The sequence below is a fragment of the Eisenbergiella massiliensis genome (genome assembly GCF_003435485.1).
In genome coordinates this window covers 114577-131532 of sequence record NZ_QVLV01000007.1, presented here as the reverse complement: position 1 = coordinate 131532, position 16956 = coordinate 114577, and the positions used below count along the sequence as shown (strand labels likewise).

The following is a 16956-nucleotide window of genomic DNA, read 5'->3' as shown; positions in this document are numbered from 1 at the left end:
TTAGCAGTAACTGTGAGGGTACTGAACAGTTACAAAATATCATAACTGTTCAGCAGGTCAGCGCATTTACTGCGCTGACCGTAAGAAAGTGATTCAAGAGTGCTAAAATCCATCGCCAAAGGCGATTTAGGATGGATTTTAGCAGTAACTGTGAGGGTACTGAACAGTTACAAAATATCATAACTGTTCAGCAGGTCAGCGCATTTACTGCGCTGACCGTAAGAAAGTGATTCAAGAGTGCTAAAATCCATCGCCAAAGGCGATTTAGGATGGATTTTAGCAGTAACTGTGAGGGGTACTGAACAGTTACAAAATATCATAACTGTTCAGCAGGTCAGCGTATTTACTGCGTTGACCGTAAGAAAATGATTCAAGAGTGCTAAAATCCATCGCCAAAGGCGATTTAGGATGGATTTTAGCAGTAACTGTGAGGGGTACTGAACAGTTACAAAATATCATACAGGCATGAGGTGATATCAGCCGGAGAGGATGAAAGGAGAAACGTATGGATTTTTACATAAAACGCGGACAGAAATACCGGATCAGGATAAGCGACAAGGAATCCGATGCGGTAAAAATTGCGGCTTCCAATCTGGAAAAGGATTTGGAAAAGGTTCTGGGAGGAGGACTGCAGGGCGATGAGTACGCACAGGCATCCGTTCCGGAAGTGGATTCTGCGGAAAATTATTCCGAAATCCGTATCGGAACAATCGGAATGTGTGAGGACATTGACAGAATTGCCGGAAACCTCCTGCGGGATGAAAAAGGCGTACTGATAAAGGAAGCGTATCTGCTCTGTGTCCGGGAAGGAAGGCTGATTATTGCGGGCAGCGACAGAAGGGGAACGATTTACGGCATCTATGAATTCTGTGAAAAAATCGGCGTTTCGCCCTGGTATTTCTGGGCGGATGTACCGGTGAAGGAAAAGCAGGAAATCCGTCTGCCGGAGGATTTTTTCAGGACAGATCACCCTTCCGTGGAATACAGGGGGATTTTTATCAATGATGAGGAAGAGCTGGAGGCCTGGGTAAAGAAGCACATGGGCGAGGAAACCATCGGCGTGAAGACCTATGAAAAGGTGTTTGAGCTGCTTCTTCGGTTAAAGGCAAACTACATATGGCCTGCCATGCATGTCAATTCCTTCAACAGTAAACGGGAAAACGGCGCGCTGGCGGAACGCATGGGCATTGTGGTGGGAACCTCCCATTGCGATATGCTGATGCGTTCCAACAATCGGGAATGGCGTCCCTGGATAGCGAAAAAGGGATACCAGGATGCGGTTTACGACTATTCCGTACCAGGAAGAAACCGGGAAATCCTGCAGGAATACTGGCGGGAGAGCGTGGAGCAGAATCAGGATTTTGAGGTCTGCTATACGCTGGGGATGCGCGGCATCCATGATTCCGGCTTTGAGACGAGGGGACTGGAAAACAAAAGCGAGGAGGAAAAACGGCAGGCCAAGGTGGAACTTCTGGAAACCATTATCCGGGATCAGCGCAGTATTTTAAGGGATACGCTGGGCCATGATACGATGATGACCTTTATTCCATATAAAGAGGTTCTGGATCTGTATGACCACGGCCTTGAGGTGCCGGAGGATATGACGCTTGTCTGGGCGAACGACAATTACGGCTATATCCGCAGATACCCTTCCGAAAAGGAGAAAAAACGCAGCGGAGGCAACGGTATTTATTATCATAATTCCTATTGGGCGCCTCCGAGCATGTCCTATGTGTTCCTGTGCTCCATACCGCTGGCCCATACGAGAAATGAGCTGCAGAAGGCTTATAATGAGGGAATCCGCAAGCTGTGGGTGCTAAACAGCGGCGCCATGAAGCCGCTGGAGCAGGAAATTGAATTTTTCCTGCGCCTGGCCTGGGAAATCGGCAGTGAAAATGCGCTGACGGAGGATGTGGACGCTTATGTGGCGGACTGGATCGACCGTAATTTTGAGGGCGGCATCGGGAAAGAGGTTTCAGCGCTCCTGAATGATTTTTCCCAGCTTACCAATGTAAGAAAGCTGGAAAATATGGACTATGATGCTTTTTCCCAGACTGCCTACGGAGACGAGGCTGTAGTGCGTATCCATAAATATGAGGAGCTTTTTACCCGGGGAAACGCCATTTACGAAGCGCTTCCCGAAAAGGAAAAGGACGCCTTTTTCCAGCTGGTTCTCATGCGTATCCATGCGGGGTATTTTACGAATCTGCAGTTTTATTATGGCGACAGGAGCACACTTGCGTACAGGCAGGGGAAAATGCAGGCCGCCGCATATTATACGAAGAAATCCATGCAGTTTGACGATGCCAGGAGGAAGATGCTTCTGTACTATAATAAGGTGATGGCGGATGGAAAATGGGACGGCATCCTGAACCCGGAGGGCTTCCCGCCGCCGCGCGCCGCGCAGATGCCCGTCTGTACGCCGCCGCTTTCTATCGGAGAGCGGGGAATGCTGACGCATTTATGGAACGAGGAAACGGAGCTTGTGTTCAGGAAGCCCGGCGTAAAATGGCTGGAGCTGGGAAATGCGGGACAGGGAAGCTTTGATTTTACCATAACCGCGCCGGACTGGATGACTTTGTCTGAAAACAGTGGAAGCGTGCGGACGGAAAAAAGGATTCTGGTCAGGGTGGAGGACTGTACCGCCGCCAGGGAAGGGGAGATTCTCGTAAAGGATCTTTCGGACTGCAGCGAAGTGAGGATTCCGGTAAAAACAGAGCCTCCGGCACAGGTCTGTGAAAATACAGAGGAGGACAGCTGTATCTGCGTGCAGGCCGTTTCGGCGCAAAGTACGGTTTCTTCCCCTTACTTTCACGTCATAAAGCGGCTGGGCAGATGCCGGGGGAGCCTTATGGAGGCCGTCAGGGAGGACAGTGGTTTTTCGGCGCCTCTTTGTTATCAGGTGTATGCCGCCAGTGAGGGGGAATTCCTGCTGGAGCTTCACCGGTTCCCATCACTGGATTCCACCGGCCGGATCAGGATAGGTGTTTCCGTGGACGAAGGGCCGGTGCGGATACTGGAATCGTATTCCAATGACGAGTGGCGTGGAAACTGGAAGAAAAACGTGCTTAACAATGTGGATCGCCTGTATCTGTCCCTCCCGGCGATGAAGGCCGGCTTACACCGGATTTCCCTGTATGCGGTGGATAAATATTTTGCTTTTTCCGGATTCGTGATTTATACGAAGGAGAGAAAGGAAAACAATCTGGCGGGGATTACCGGAGCGCAGGAGCTTCCCTGGGACTGGGACGCGGACCGGTGGACGGAGGATTTTTACGGGAAGCTGACGCTTAAGCCACGGCCGGTGGAATACGCCCCGGCGGAATGCGGGGATGACGGGCTGGCGGTGACAAGCAGGATCCTGTACCCGGAACGGTATACCAAGACGGTGGAGCCGGGCTTCTTTTTACAGGAAGGGGAGCATCCGTTTGCGGAAAATAACGGCAGCATCCGGATTGATGCGGCGGCGGCTCTGGCGCAGAGCAGGTTTGCCCACGCGGACGGAGGGCTATGGCAGCACTGCAGCAGTGAATCCTATGGGCGCAGCGGGCTGGCCATGTATGTCAGGACACCGGGGCTGTCATGGAAGGAGCCGTCCGAAGCGCCTTCCCTCAGTTATCAGCTGGAGTGTGAAGGCGGGGAATACACCGTCTGGATGCTGTCCAAATTCGATGTGATGGAAGAGGCTTATTTTGCCATGGGAGTGGACGGACATCCGTTAGCCAAAGAAGAATTGTACCGGGGCGGGGCGCTGCACCGTTATGAGGCGGAGCAGATTTACAGATGGGTCCCTGCGGCCAGATGCCTGTTAGAAAAAGGCAGCCACACGCTGCAGGTGTATTCCATGGCGTCAGGCATGCGGTTCGACCGGTTTTATCTGACCAGGGGGGAAGAGCTTCCGCCGTCTGATACGCAGTGGCCTGTATGAGGGGAGTAACAGGGCAATAGGCTGAAATCATACAAAAAAAAGTCGTTCCGTGCAGGTGAACCGGTTGGTCCGCCGCACGGAACGGCTTTTTTGCAGCAGGAATGAACTGAAAAGATGTCCTGACGCAAGAGTGTGTTTGAAAAATGCTTTCTGCCGGCTGTTGCCGCATAAGTCAGATGTTTTCCCGGATACGGATGTCCACTGTCGTATAATGGTATTCCTTTTCCGGCTTTTCCCCGGTGGTAAGGCAGGAGAACATCAGATCTAAAGGCCTGGTGCCCTGAATGAGGGGCTGCTGGCAGATGGTGGCGGCGATGACTCCCTGAAGCACCATATCCCTTGTGGTGGGAACCTTATCGCAGGAAATGATGGTAATGTCGCGCCGCCCGGAAGCGAGCACCGCCCGGCAGCCGCCGTATACGCCGCCCGCCGCAAAATAAAGGGCGTTAATTTCCGGATGCTCCCCAAGCAGCCGCAGCGTGCCGTCATAGCTTTCAAATTCATCGTCGCTGTTTTCAATCGTATCCACGATGTGGATGCCAGGATAATGTGACTGCACCCGGTCCCTGAAGCCCGCAATCCGGTCCGTATGGCAGAGTACCTTGGAGGAACCGCTGATAATTCCCGCATAGACTTCCCCGTCCGACATCAGATGCATCAGTCCCGCGGCGGTTTCCCCGGAACGGTAGAAGTTGCAGCCCACGTAGGCCAGGCGGGCGGAGTTTTCAATATCCGTATTGGTGGTGATCACGGGGATGCCTTTTTCACTCAGCTCATTGATCTTGCCGGCAATGAGCGGATCGTTATAGGGGGAAAGCACGATGCCGTTCACGCCCTGGGCCGCCATCCTGTCCATGGCGTCCAGCTGGGCCTGCAGGTCGAAGCCCACGCGTGAAATGAGGACGGAGCAGTTATATCCGCCAAGCTCTTCCGCCTTTTTATTTACCCCTTCTATCACATCATTAAAAAACGGATTTCCCGTATCAAACAAAATTACCCCGATTTTCAGGTTCTTTTTCTGTGCGGCAAGCACGATGCCGGCCCTGTTCGGTTTATAATCAAGCGCCTGGGCTATTTCCAGTACCTTCCGGGCCGTCTTGGGATTTACCGCCCCGCGGTTATTCAGGACCCGGTCAACCGTTCCCCTGGAGACTCCGGCCAGCTCGGCAATTTCCTTAATCGTAGCCATGCCTGGTTCACCTCTGATTTCTTTTTTATTCCCGCGGGCAGAACCAGGTAGCCATGCTTGCATGGATATTTGGCGACTGCCGCGAGGGTCAAATGCCCCGCTGCACTGCAGCGCTGCAAATTTGATACCCCGTTGCTTACAGCGGGGGCTTTGATTATTTCTGCTGGCGGCGGGTTAAACGGTGAATTCAAAGAAAAACGAATATTTTCCCGTCTGCCGGACAGGACGCCTGCGGCAGACGACCGGCAGAAATGTTCCGGATTCTTATGGCAATGTAAATTCCGGTTATCCGATGGTTGTATGCAACCTTGCAGTTGTATGCAACTTTGCAGTTACACTTTCCATAACCGTAACATAATAAACGTGCAAAGTCAATTTTCAAAGGGTGAAAATCGTGTGCGTGCAACACGAAACAGCAGATTATACAAAAGAGGATGTCAAAAGGCCGCAAAAAACAAGGCGGATTGTATATTTTAACGAATTTGACAAACCCCATTGATTTTTGGAAGGAAATCATTTATTATGAAAGTAACGTGCACGGGCACGTAAGAACGGACAAAAAACAGGCGGCATGCGGGCAATTGCTTTTGGGGAAGCCGGAAGGCTGGCTGAGGCGTCGCATTGAAAGCCGCATTTAAGAAGGAAAGGACGGGAGGCGCGGTATGTTATACATAGGCGTAGATCTTGGGACATCGGCGGTCAAGCTTTTGCTGATGGACGAAAAGGGAGCGATTAAGAAGATTGTTTCAAAGGAATATCCTTTGTTTTTCCCTCATCCGGGCTGGTCTGAGCAGAAGCCGGAGGACTGGTTTGAGCAGACCATGGCAGGCTTGAAGGAGCTGGTTGCGGAATGTGACAAATCACAGGTGGCGGGCATCAGCTTCGGCGGACAGATGCACGGACTGGTAATTCTGGATAAGGAGGATCAGGTCATCCGCCCGGCCATTTTATGGAATGACGGAAGGACCGGTGAGGAGACGGATTATCTGAATCAGGTAATCGGCAAGGATAAGCTGTCCGAATATACGGCGAATATTGCTTTTGCAGGCTTTACCGCGCCGAAGCTTCTCTGGGTGAAGAACAAAGAGCCTGAGAATTTTGCCAAAATAGAAAAAATCATGCTTCCCAAGGATTACCTTGCATATAAGCTTTCCGGCGTACACTGCACGGATGTATCCGATGCTTCCGGCATGCTGCTGCTGGATGTGAAGAACCGCTGCTGGTCGGAAGAAATGTGCGAAATCTGCGGTATCCGTAAGGAACAGCTGGCGCAGATTTTTGAAAGCTATGAAGTGGTGGGAACACTGCTTCCCGAAATCGCACAGGAGCTGGGGCTGCCCGGGAATGTAAAGGTGATTGCAGGAGCCGGGGACAACGCGGCTGCGGCTGTTGGAACCGGAACCGTGGGCGACGGCATGTGCAATATTTCCCTGGGAACAAGCGGAACGATTTTTATTTCCTCCAGAAGCTTCTGTGTGGACAGCAACAATGCGCTGCACGCGTTTGCCCATGCGGACGGGAAATACCATCTGATGGGATGCATGCTCAGCGCGGCTTCCTGCAACAAGTGGTGGATGGATGATATCATCGGCACAGGCGATTATGCGACGGAGCAGGCGGCCATTACAAAGCTGGGAGAAAACCATGTATTTTTCCTGCCTTATCTGATGGGAGAGCGTTCTCCCCATAATAACCCCAATGCAAGAGGAACCTTCATCGGCATGACCATGGATACCACCAGGGCTGATATGACGCAGGCTGTTCTGGAAGGCGTTGCTTTTGCACTGAGGGATTCCTTTGAGGTTGCCAGGTCTCTGGGAATACATATTGAAAGAACCAAGATCTGCGGCGGCGGAGCGAAGAGCCCTCTCTGGAAGAAGATCATGGCGAACGTGCTTGGCATTAAGGTTGACATGATTGAAAGCGAAGAAGGACCCGGCTACGGCGGAGCGATTCTGGCGGCTGTGGGCTGCGGAGAGTTCGCAAGCGTGGAGGAAGCCGCAGACAAGCTGGTGAAGGTTGTGGGAACCGTGGAGCCTGATCCGGAGCTGACAGTGAAATATGAGGAAAGATATCAGCAGTTCAGACAGATTTATCCTGCCTGCAAAGAACTGTTTGACAAGATTATTTAATAAATTCCCGGCTGTGGGCAAAGCCGCGCAGGGATGTTCTCAATGCTGATAATGCCGGCTGATTCCGGCTGAATCTAAAAATGGACTGAACAAAAGAAAGGAGAAGAGGGATGGAAATTAAGAAAGTAACGGACGCCGCTTTCCGGAAATACGGAAGGGTAGTGGACAATGTGGATTTTACGGCTCTGGTTGCAGAACTGGAAAAGACACCCTGTACACAGGAAGTTGTTTATGAGCCAAGCGTGGAACAGCTGGAGGCTCTTCCTGTATACAAGGAGCTTCAGGATACTGCCTATGGGGAAATGCCGATCCAGATCGGCTTCTGCAACGGCAATAATTACAAGCTGAACGCGCTGGAGTACCACAGATCCTCAGAGATCGACGTGGCGGCTTCCGATCTGATTCTGCTGCTTGGCTGGCAGCAGGATATCGAAGAGGGCTATACTTACGATACCTCTAAGGTGGAAGCTTTTCTGCTTCCTAAGGGTGTGGGCGTGGAGCTTTATGCAACAACACTTCACTATGCGCCCTGCAACAGCACGGAGGAAGGCTTCCGCTGTGCTATCGTTCTCCCCGACGGAACCAATCTGCCGCTGGATGAGAACCACTGTGCAGGCGGCGAGGATGCGCTGATCACTGCCAAGAACAAATGGCTCATCGGACATGCCGAGGGCGGCCTTCCCGAAGGATGCCATATCGGCCTGAAGGGTGAGAACATCTGTGTAAAATAAGCCAGTTTTTAATGCGGCCTTAAGGCCGCGAAAGGAGAGGATGGGACACCTTGTGTCCCACCGGAGAAGCAAAGAACGCTTCTCCCCTGATTTTAATGCAGCCTTAAGGCTGCGAAAGGAGAGGATGGGACACGTTGTGTCCCACCGGAGAAGCAAAAGACGCTTCTCCCCTGATTTTAGTGCGGCCTATGGCCGCGAAAGGAGAGGAAAGAAATGAACAACATGCCGAAAGAAAAAATCGCTATCGTAGCGGTAAGCCGTGACTGCTTCCCTATGGATTTATCCGTATCCAGAAGAAAAGCAGTAGTTGCAGCTTACAAGGAAAAATATGGGGACGGCCTTTATGAGTGCCCTGTATGTATCGAAAATGAAATCGATATGAGAAAAGCACTGGCGGACGTGAAGGAAGCCGGCTGCAATGCAATCGTGGTTTACCTTGGAAACTTCGGACCTGAAACACCTGAAACCCTGTTAATCAAGGAATTTGACGGACCGGCTATGGTAGTGGCTGCTGCGGAAGAAACCGGAAACAATCTGGTAAGCGGCAGAGGCGACGCATACTGCGGCGTTCTGAATGCAAGCTATAACCTGAAGCTGCGCAACCTGAAAGCATATCTTCCCGAATATCCGGTGGGAACTGCTTCCGAATGCGCTGATATGATCGCTGAATTCGCACCTGTTGCCAGGGCAATCGTTGGTTTAAGAAACCTGAAGATCATTTCCTTCGGACCTCGTCCGAAAGACTTCATGGCCTGCAACGCACCGATTAAACAGCTGTTCAACCTGGGTGTGGAAATCGAAGAAAACTCCGAACTGGATCTGTTCGAAGCCTTCAACAACCATGCAGGAGATGAGAGAATCCCTGAAGTTGTAAAGGATATGGAAGAAGAACTGGGTGCAGGAAACAAGAAGCCCGAAATCTTAAACAAGCTGGCTCAGTACGAGCTGACCCTGCTTGACTGGATCGAAGAACATAAGGGAAGCCGTGAATTCGTAGCAGTTGCCGGAAAATGCTGGCCTGCATTCCAGACACAGTTTGGCTGCGTTCCCTGCTATGTAAACAGCCGTCTGACCAAGAGAGGCATCCCGGTATCCTGTGAAGTTGATATTTACGGCGCTCTGAGTGAGTTCATCGGAACCGTTGTCAGCAACGATGTGGTTACTCTGCTGGATATCAACAATACGGTTCCCGCTGATATGTTTGAATCCGACATCAAAGGAAAATATGACTATACCCAGAAAGATACCTTCATGGGCTTCCACTGCGGAAATACCGCATCCAGCAAGCTTTCCTTCTGCGAGATGAAATATCAGTTCATCATGGCAAGAAGCCTGCCTGAAGAAGTTACCCAGGGTACTCTGGAAGGAGATATCATCCCCGGGGACATTACCTTCTACCGTCTGCAGAGCACAGCGGATGCCAAGCTGCGCGCATACATCGCACAGGGCGAGGTTCTGCCTGTGGCAACCCGTTCCTTCGGCGGAATCGGCGTATTCGCCATTCCTGAAATGGGACGCTTCTACCGTCATGTCCTGGTTGAGAAGAACTATCCTCACCACGGTGCAGTTGCTTTCGGACATTTCGGAAAGGCTCTGTATGAAGTATTTAAATACATCGGTGTTGAAACGGATGAAATCAACTTCAACCAGCCTAAGGGCATGATGTATCCTACGGAAAATCCGTTCGCTTAAGTAATAAAAAATTCCGGTTCCGGCGCTGCCGGGTCCGGGTAAAAAAGAAAGAAAACCGCAGAAGCAGTGTTTACGTGGGGTGGCGTAAACCTCGTCTGCGGTTTTCAGAATAAAAACCTACAGAAAAATGCAGCCGGAGAGATACCTGAGGCTGCATTTTTTCATAAGCTGTAACTGTTCAGTTCCTTCACAGTTACCATAGGTCATTCATTATTTAATTACGAAGCTTCAATGCCAGAAGGATTAATTCATATATGATCTTCTGTTCTTTGGGAGTCAGTTCCATTACAAGAAACATGATTTTATCCGGAATATAATCCATGGCAGGAAAGTTGGCAGCAGTGACATTGGCAAAGAGCTGGTCTAAGGGAACCTGCAGTCCGTCGGATATCTTCATGACACTTTCTATTGTCGGGTTTTTCTCTCCGCGTTCCAGCTGCCCGATGTAAGTGGGATGAAGATTGCATTTTTCCGCCAGCTCCTCCTGGCTTAAATGCTTTTCCTTCCGAAATCCTCTGATTCTGGCCCCAACCAGTTTCGAGATGTTATCCATATTTTTTCCGACCTCCATATAAAAGACTATAAATACGGAAGTTATCTTTCAATATACTAATAATATGCAATTCCTTGAATTTGATACTATAAATATTTCCCTGTGCGCCATGGATTACTGCTTTGCGCATGTTGACAAAGCACGGCGGATGAGGTAAATTCCTTGTAATTTATTTTTGAAGGGATTTATGGGGAGTGTACGCGTTTTAGCGGAGAAAGAGGGGAAGAAATGCCTGAATCTAAGCTGTTGATGGATATTGGGGACAGACTGCGGGCCCGGAGGGAGAAAATGGGGCTGACACAGAAGCAGACTGCAAAGCTGCTTGGAATTTCAGAAACGTATTACGGAGAGATAGAGAGAGGAAACAGGAAGCTTACCATAGAAAGGATTTTACTGGTCAGGAAACATTTAGAGCTTGACCCTACCTACCTGATTACAGGGGAGCATAATTCCAACCAGCTGATTGAACGGCTGATGGAGGAATGCCCCAAAGGAAAAGAGGACCTGGTGATACAGCTTATGCATTATCTTGCGCTTCTGTACCGGTGATGCTGGCAGGTCCTTTTTGCCTGGGCTGCGGATTATCTGGCGGAATCTGTTTTTTTATCTGTGGCCTTACCGGCTCTTTCATCCCAGTAGGGACAGCTGCGCCCGATAACAGAAGAGGTAAAAGGCGTTCCGTCTTTCTTTTTAAAATGGGCGGTGGCGCGGAACACACATTTTGCTCCCAGATAGAGAAGGGGAATGTTGGCAAAAACGATCAGGATGTTGCCCAGATCGGAGATGGCCCAGAGATTTCCCAGTTCAATTCCGGCCAGGGAGCAGGCGATACCGAAAGCCGTGATGAAAATGCCAACAATGCGGACGGTATAAATCACCTTTTTGCTGGAGCTGATCCGGTTGGCTGCGATTTCGCTGAAGGAGATCATTCCCACCAGGCAGGTGAAGGCGAACAGACAGAAGCAGAAGGTGAGCAGGAAGGCCACTGCCGCGTTCATGGCCGTACCCGGGGTAAGCACCTTTGCGGATTCCAGGAATTTAGGCAGGCGATCCATGGCAAACCAGGCCTCAGCGCTGCTGCCGGTCCAGACATGCGCCATGACAACGACGAAGCCGGTAAGGGTGCAGATAACCATGGTATCGAGAAACACGCCGATGGACTGGACGCAGCCCTGTTCGCAGGGATGATCCGTATTGGCGGCGCCGGCGGCCATGGTGATGGTGCCCTGTCCGGCTTCATTGGACATCAGCCCTCTTTTCACGCCCTGTACCAGAACCGTGCCGAAAATACCGCCGAATACTGCCTGGGGCGTAAATGCGCCTCCGAACACCGCGCCGAAGAAATAGGGGACGCTTCCCAGGTTCAGGAGAATGAGCAGGAAAACCACACCCACGTAGATCACAGCCATGACAGGAACCAGCCCGTCGGTGACCCTGGTGACCTTGCGGATGCCTCCGAAAGCGATATAGGCGGTAACGAGGATGAGAAGAACGGATACAATATAGTAAAAATAAGAAGCGCTGCCCATGGAAGCGCCGGTAACGATTTCAGCCATCTGGCCGATGGAGCTTACCACGTTAAAGCCCTGGGCGGGAAGGCAGCACATGGCGTAGATGATGTACATCAGCGACAGGGCGACGCCTGCCCAGAGCTTGTTCCCCAGCAGCACCTTTCCATAAAAGGGAAGGCCTCCTACGAACTCATCTTTTTTCTTTTCTTTGAAAATCTGTGCCAGGACGGCTTCTGTATAAGCGGTTGCCATTCCGAAAAATGCGGATACCCACATCCAGAACAGCGCGCCCGGGCCTCCTGTTGCGATGGCGCCGGTAACGCCAAGAATATTGCCCGGGCCGACGCGCATGGCTGAGCTCAGGAAGAACGCCGCCAGGGAGGAAATGCCGATTTCATCGCTTTTTTTCTTTGCCAGGATGCGGATTCCCTTTCCAAAATGCGTCACCTGGATAAAACCTGTCCTGATGCTGAAATAGATGCCCGAGCCGATGAGCAGCATTACCGCCAGTGAAAAATTCCCCAGGATGGGAATGGAGGCATACCAGCTGAAATTGGTGGGAAAGTCCCAGAAAAAGTCGGAAACGGGTATGACGAAGTTGAAGATATTGTTGATTGCCGAAAAGAGATGTTCCATAGCGCCCCTCCTTATGTGTTTGGTGCCACGCTGCCTGTATTGGCAGCCTTTTTTATTATTATACGAGAGGAAGAATGCATTCACTACAGAAAAAACACTGATTATATTGTAAAAAGTGCTTCTTTTAACAACGTTTTTGCTTGTTCACCGCCTGCGGGCAATAATATAAAAAGAACATATGTTTGATATTCGGTTGCTGTTGCAGAGGGATACTGTTATAATGAAAGCAGCAAAAAGGAAAGAAGGATGATCGCATGGAGTATATCCTGGTTCGTACCCCGGAGGAAGGGGAACCTTTTCTGGAGCAGTTGAAAAAGGCGCCTGTGCTGGCGGTGGATACGGAGACTACAGGGCTGGACGTGCACAGGGACAGGCTCAGACTCATACAGATAGGCGCTCCCGGTATGCCCGTGCTGTTGATAGACTGTTTTTCCTTTCTCGGCGGCGGGACGGAGGACAGGCGTGACAGGACGGCCGGGCCGGAAAAGGGAACCGCGTTCCTGCGGGAGGCGCTGGAGGGTGACAGTGTGAAAATTTTTCATAATGCCAAGTTCGACCTGCAGTTTTTGAGAAAAGCGGGAGTGTGCGCGGTGCCGGTGTTCGATACCATGCTGGCGGCGGAGCTGCTGCGCCCCTGCGGCGGCCCGCGTAAGGTGAACCTGGCGGCTGTGTCGGAGCATTATCTGGGAGAGACGCTGGACAAGACGGAGCAGACCGGGGACTGGAGCGGTTCCCTGACCGCGTCCCAGCTTGAATATGCGGCGCTGGATTCCGGTGTTCTGCTGCGGCTGTGGGAATGCCTGGGAAAGCAGCTTCAGGATAACGGGCTGGAGAGGGTGGCACAGATTGAATTTGCATGTGCGCCGGCGCTGGCCTGGACGGAATATGATGGGATCTGTCTGGATCTGGAGCAGTGGGAGGTTTTGTGCGCGGATATCCAGGAGCAGTATGAGAAGTCGCTTAAGGCGTTATATGCCTTCAGCGGGGAACCGACCTTCCAGCTGACCTTGTGGGGAACGCAGGAAGCCGTGGATGTAAATTTTGACAGCAATGTCTATGTGCTCAGGCTGCTGCGGGATAACGGCATCCATGTACCGAACACCTCCCGCTACAGCCTGGCGCCCTATCATAATCATCCTCTGGTAAAAGCGCTCACCGATTACCGGAGATATTCCAAGCTGCTTTCCGGCTTCCTGCATCCTCTTCCTGCGCAGATACATCCGGTTACGGGCCGGCTGCACCCAAAATATGGGCAGATCGGCGCATACAGCGGCAGAATGTGCTGCTGGGGGCCGAATATCCAGCAGATTCCCAGGGAAGCCCGTTTCCGCAGCTGTTTTATCGCCCCGGAGGGCAGAAAGCTGGTGCTGGCGGATTATTCCCAGATTGAACTCCGGGTGGCGGCGCAGATTTCAGGGGATGTGAGGATGAAGGGGGCATATGCCCGCGGGGAGGATCTGCACAGGCTGACCGCCTCCCTCATATCGGATATTCCGGCAGAACAGGTGACATCCGCCCAGAGACAGGCGGCCAAGGCGGTGAATTTCGGCCTGATATTCGGAATGGGGGCGGCGGGGCTGCAGCAGTATGCAGCCCAGTCCTACGGCGTGGATATGACGCTGGAGGAGGCTAAGAAATTCCGGGACAGTTTTTTTAACGCTTATGCGGGAATCAGCTGGTGGCATCATGACCTGAAGGTGGGAACCTTCTGGGAGGGCAGGACGCTTACCGGAAGGAAATTCCTGTTTTCCCCAAGATCCGGCGTGGCCGACATGGCCAATACCCCCGTACAGGGAACGGCGGCCGATATCCTGAAAAGGGCTTTGGGCCTGCTGTTTGAGGAAATTGTGGGCAGGGACTGGAAGATCGTGGGGATTGTCCATGATGAAATCCTGATGGAGGTGCCGGAAACGGAAGCATTGGAGGCGGCGGCACGTCTGAAGACGGTGATGGAAAGTGCGGGGAAGGATATCCTCAGGTCGGTGCCCTGTGTGGCGGAGGCCAAGACGGCGGACAGCTGGGCGGCGAAGTAGAGCACGGAAATTATTTGCTGTTCATATTTACCGTTTCTTTTATTCATAAAGGATGCTAATATAGAAAAGAGCGACTGTTGAATATTGCATCGGGGAAAGAGGCCCAACCGCCATGAATGAGTTGACACAGTACAAGGAACGGCTGCATGTGGCGCTGACCGCCGCAAAAATCTGTATTTTTGAGGTGGATATACAGAAGCAGCTGTATACTTATTTTGAAAATGCGGAAGTCATCTTTGGTGTTTCCGGAGAATCCATTTTGAAGGATGTCCAGCCCTACAGCGGGCTGGATCCGGAGGCATACAGACTGGCCGTAAGCAGGTATTTTTCACATCCGGAGGATGAGGCTGTGATTGAGAATGCCTTTTCAGATGTTCTGGCGGGAAAATCCACTGCCTATGAAGCCCGTATGAAGGCAGGGAATTCCGGCTATATATGGTGCAGGATTTTTGTAACCCCTGTCATGGAGAATGGAGTACCGGCAAGAATGGTGGGGGTGATCACGGATATATCCGATATGAAGGAGCAGACGGACTGCCTGCGCCAGGCGGTTAAGCTTGATGCGTTTACAGGCCTTTATAATAAAGAACACACAATAAAACTGATTACTGAAAATCTGCGCAGGGAAAGCCACATGAAGCATGCCCTGATAATGCTGGACATTGATAATTTTAAGAACTTTAATGATACCTTCGGCCATTTCGAAGGCGATAAGGTGATTAAAGCAGTTGCGGAGAAAATACGGAATACTTTCAGGAAAACGGATATTGCAGGCAGGTTCGGCGGGGATGAGTTTATTATCCTGGCCAGGGATATTGATAATGAGCGGTGGCTGTGGGGCAAGCTGTCCGGCCTGACGCGTATTGAGACAGACGGCATTGCCTGCACGAACAGCATCGGTGTGTCGATCTGGCCCCGCGATGCAGCGGACTTTGGCGAATTATTCAAAAAAGCCGATACCGCCCTCTATCATGCAAAGGCGGAGAAAGAGAAGTTTCTATTCTGTACGGCCCAGGATAGCTGAGCCTGCCGGCCCTTTGCAGCAGGACGTAAGATAAAACAAAACCGGAGTACAACATGGAACCCTACTATTATATGCAGCTGGACAAACAACAGCAGGCTGCTTACCGTGACATGAAAGCGGGCCTTCAGGCCCTTGCGCCCTCATTCCTGGTTACAAGGCTGGAAAACCGGGTACTGGGGGATATCTTTTTCCAGCTGCGTCTGGACTGCCCTGAGATTTTTTATGCCGTGGGCTTTCAATACCGTTTTTATCCGGATTCTGCCAAAGTGGAGCTGGTTCCCGAGTATCTGTTTGAGAAGGCGAAGATCCGGGAACACCAGAAGGCAATGGAAGCAAGGATCGCCAAGCTGATCCGCCCGGCACAGGCGCTTACAGCGTGGGAAAAGGAGCTTTATATCCATGATTTTATCTGCCAGGGCGTTCGCTATGATAAACTGAAAAAGCCCTATTCCCATGAAATTATCGGCCCGCTGGGACAAGGCGTGGGCGTCTGCGAGGGAATTGCCAAAACGGTAAAAATATTGTGTGACGCCCTTGGAATCTGGTGCATGATCGCCATTTCCGAGGCCAATCCGGAGAAAAACATTAAGTACAGACATGCCTGGAATATCATCAGGGCGGAAGGAAAGTACTGTCACCTGGATGCCACCTTTGACAATTCCCTGGGTACTGGGGACAATATCCGGTATGATTATTTTAACCTCTCAGACAGCGCCTTTTTCCGGGATCATGAGCCGGTTCTTTACAAAGCGCCTCCCTGCAGCGAAGGGAACCTGTTTTATTACCTGGTAAAAAAACAGTCCTTCACCAAAACGGAGGATGTGGAAAAAAGAGCGCTGCAGGCAATCAAAAAAAAGAAAAACCTGACCTTCCACTGGCGCGGCGGATATCTGACGAGGGAAAAGCTGACTGAGCTGCTGCAGCTTCTGGAAGGAACGGCGCGCAGCCGGGGAAAATATGCGCAAGTCAGCCTGAACTGGCCGCAGGCCGTTCTGTCCGTCAGGTTTTTGGACGAACTTCCGGAAAATGAACTGGTGCTTGAAGAAGTAAAGGACACCTGAGTAATTCTATCCCGCCCTTTGCCGCGGTGTAGCTTTCCGTATTCGGCTGGCTCATGCGATCTCTTGAGGATGAAATATTCACGATGGAAGCGCCGGGATTAAAATACGGCAGGAACAGCTTTGACAGATAAAAAGGCGCAGAAACGCCCACCTTAAGCGCGTAGTTGAATTCCTGCCAGGTACAGCTGTCAATTCCCTTCATTAATGGCAGCGCGTTGTTAATCAGATAGTCTATATGGCCATAGTCGGCAATTACCTGCGCCGTAAAGCGCTCCAGTGTTTTCTCGTCAGCCAGGTCACCGGTATAATAGACGCCGGGCTGCTTGTCAATCACACATACCTTCGCACCGTTTTTCTCAAATTCCCCGGCAATGGTCCTGCCGATCCCCTGCGCGCCGCCGGTTACCACAGCAATTTTTCCCTCAAACATATATTTTCCCCTTTCTTCTTTCCATACGTCCTGATT

At 51.4% G+C, this 16956-nt stretch carries 12 protein-coding genes; 8 read left to right on the top strand and 4 right to left on the bottom strand.

Annotated features, from left to right (window positions below; translation table 11 throughout):
* Positions 1 to 505 precede the first annotated feature (505 nt).
* On the top strand, positions 506 to 3928 hold the full coding sequence (locus DXC51_RS12010) for a glycosyl hydrolase 115 family protein (RefSeq protein WP_117544667.1): 3423 nt from the start codon (positions 506 to 508) through the stop codon (positions 3926 to 3928).
* Between the two features lie 172 nt (positions 3929 to 4100).
* Here DXC51_RS12010 and DXC51_RS12005 read toward each other — a convergent pair whose 3' ends face one another.
* Positions 4101 to 5117 carry a LacI family DNA-binding transcriptional regulator gene (locus DXC51_RS12005; RefSeq protein ID WP_025491398.1) on the bottom strand — a complete coding sequence of 339 codons (1017 nt, stop codon included), beginning with the start codon at positions 5115 to 5117 and terminating at the stop codon, positions 4101 to 4103.
* A gap of 662 nt (positions 5118 to 5779) precedes the next feature.
* On the opposite strand from DXC51_RS12005, the gene xylB reads away from it, so the two are divergent.
* The 3 genes from xylB (at position 5780) to DXC51_RS11985 (ending at position 9672) form a co-directional block, all read left to right on the top strand.
* Positions 5780 to 7249 (top strand): xylulokinase, encoded by a 1470-nt coding sequence (xylB, locus tag DXC51_RS11995; protein ID WP_117544665.1) that lies wholly within the window; start codon positions 5780 to 5782, stop codon positions 7247 to 7249.
* 110 nt (positions 7250 to 7359) lie between these two features.
* A complete protein-coding gene (locus tag DXC51_RS11990; RefSeq protein ID WP_021639865.1) occupies positions 7360 to 7980 on the top strand; it encodes a DUF4867 family protein in 621 nt (206 codons plus the stop codon).
* A 213-nt stretch (positions 7981 to 8193) separates the two neighbouring features.
* Entirely contained in the window at positions 8194 to 9672 is a 1479-nt protein-coding gene (locus tag DXC51_RS11985) for an L-fucose/L-arabinose isomerase family protein (RefSeq protein ID WP_025491400.1), read from the top strand.
* A gap of 214 nt (positions 9673 to 9886) precedes the next feature.
* Here the strand turns inward: DXC51_RS11985 and DXC51_RS11980 are convergent, their stop codons facing one another.
* On the bottom strand, positions 9887 to 10225 hold the full coding sequence (locus DXC51_RS11980) for a helix-turn-helix domain-containing protein (protein WP_025491401.1): 339 nt from the start codon (positions 10223 to 10225) through the stop codon (positions 9887 to 9889).
* A 228-nt stretch (positions 10226 to 10453) separates the two neighbouring features.
* On the opposite strand from DXC51_RS11980, the gene DXC51_RS11975 reads away from it, so the two are divergent.
* Positions 10454 to 10774: a helix-turn-helix domain-containing protein gene (locus DXC51_RS11975; protein ID WP_102289561.1), complete on the top strand. Its 321-nt coding sequence runs from the start codon at positions 10454 to 10456 to the stop codon at positions 10772 to 10774.
* Positions 10775 to 10806: 32 nt separating this feature from the next.
* Here DXC51_RS11975 and DXC51_RS11970 read toward each other — a convergent pair whose 3' ends face one another.
* Positions 10807 to 12372: an alanine/glycine:cation symporter family protein gene (locus DXC51_RS11970; RefSeq protein ID WP_021639870.1), complete on the bottom strand. Its 1566-nt coding sequence runs from the start codon at positions 12370 to 12372 to the stop codon at positions 10807 to 10809.
* A gap of 254 nt (positions 12373 to 12626) precedes the next feature.
* On the opposite strand from DXC51_RS11970, the gene DXC51_RS11960 reads away from it, so the two are divergent.
* The 3 genes from DXC51_RS11960 to DXC51_RS11950 all read left to right on the top strand — a co-directional run bounded on the left by DXC51_RS11960 (position 12627) and on the right by DXC51_RS11950 (position 16490).
* Positions 12627 to 14405, top strand: coding sequence for a bifunctional 3'-5' exonuclease/DNA polymerase (locus DXC51_RS11960; protein ID WP_117544663.1), 1779 nt, complete (start codon positions 12627 to 12629; stop codon positions 14403 to 14405).
* A gap of 112 nt (positions 14406 to 14517) precedes the next feature.
* On the top strand, positions 14518 to 15429 hold the full coding sequence (locus DXC51_RS11955; protein ID WP_021639873.1) for a sensor domain-containing diguanylate cyclase: 912 nt from the start codon (positions 14518 to 14520) through the stop codon (positions 15427 to 15429).
* Between the two features lie 53 nt (positions 15430 to 15482).
* Positions 15483 to 16490, top strand: coding sequence for a transglutaminase domain-containing protein (locus tag DXC51_RS11950; RefSeq protein WP_117544662.1), 1008 nt, complete (start codon positions 15483 to 15485; stop codon positions 16488 to 16490).
* Here the strand turns inward: DXC51_RS11950 and DXC51_RS11945 are convergent.
* Positions 16429 to 16920: an SDR family NAD(P)-dependent oxidoreductase gene (locus tag DXC51_RS11945; protein ID WP_117544661.1), complete on the bottom strand. Its 492-nt coding sequence runs from the start codon at positions 16918 to 16920 to the stop codon at positions 16429 to 16431. The two genes, DXC51_RS11950 and DXC51_RS11945, sit on opposite strands and share 62 nt — an antisense overlap.
* Between the last annotated feature and the right edge of the window lie 36 nt (positions 16921 to 16956).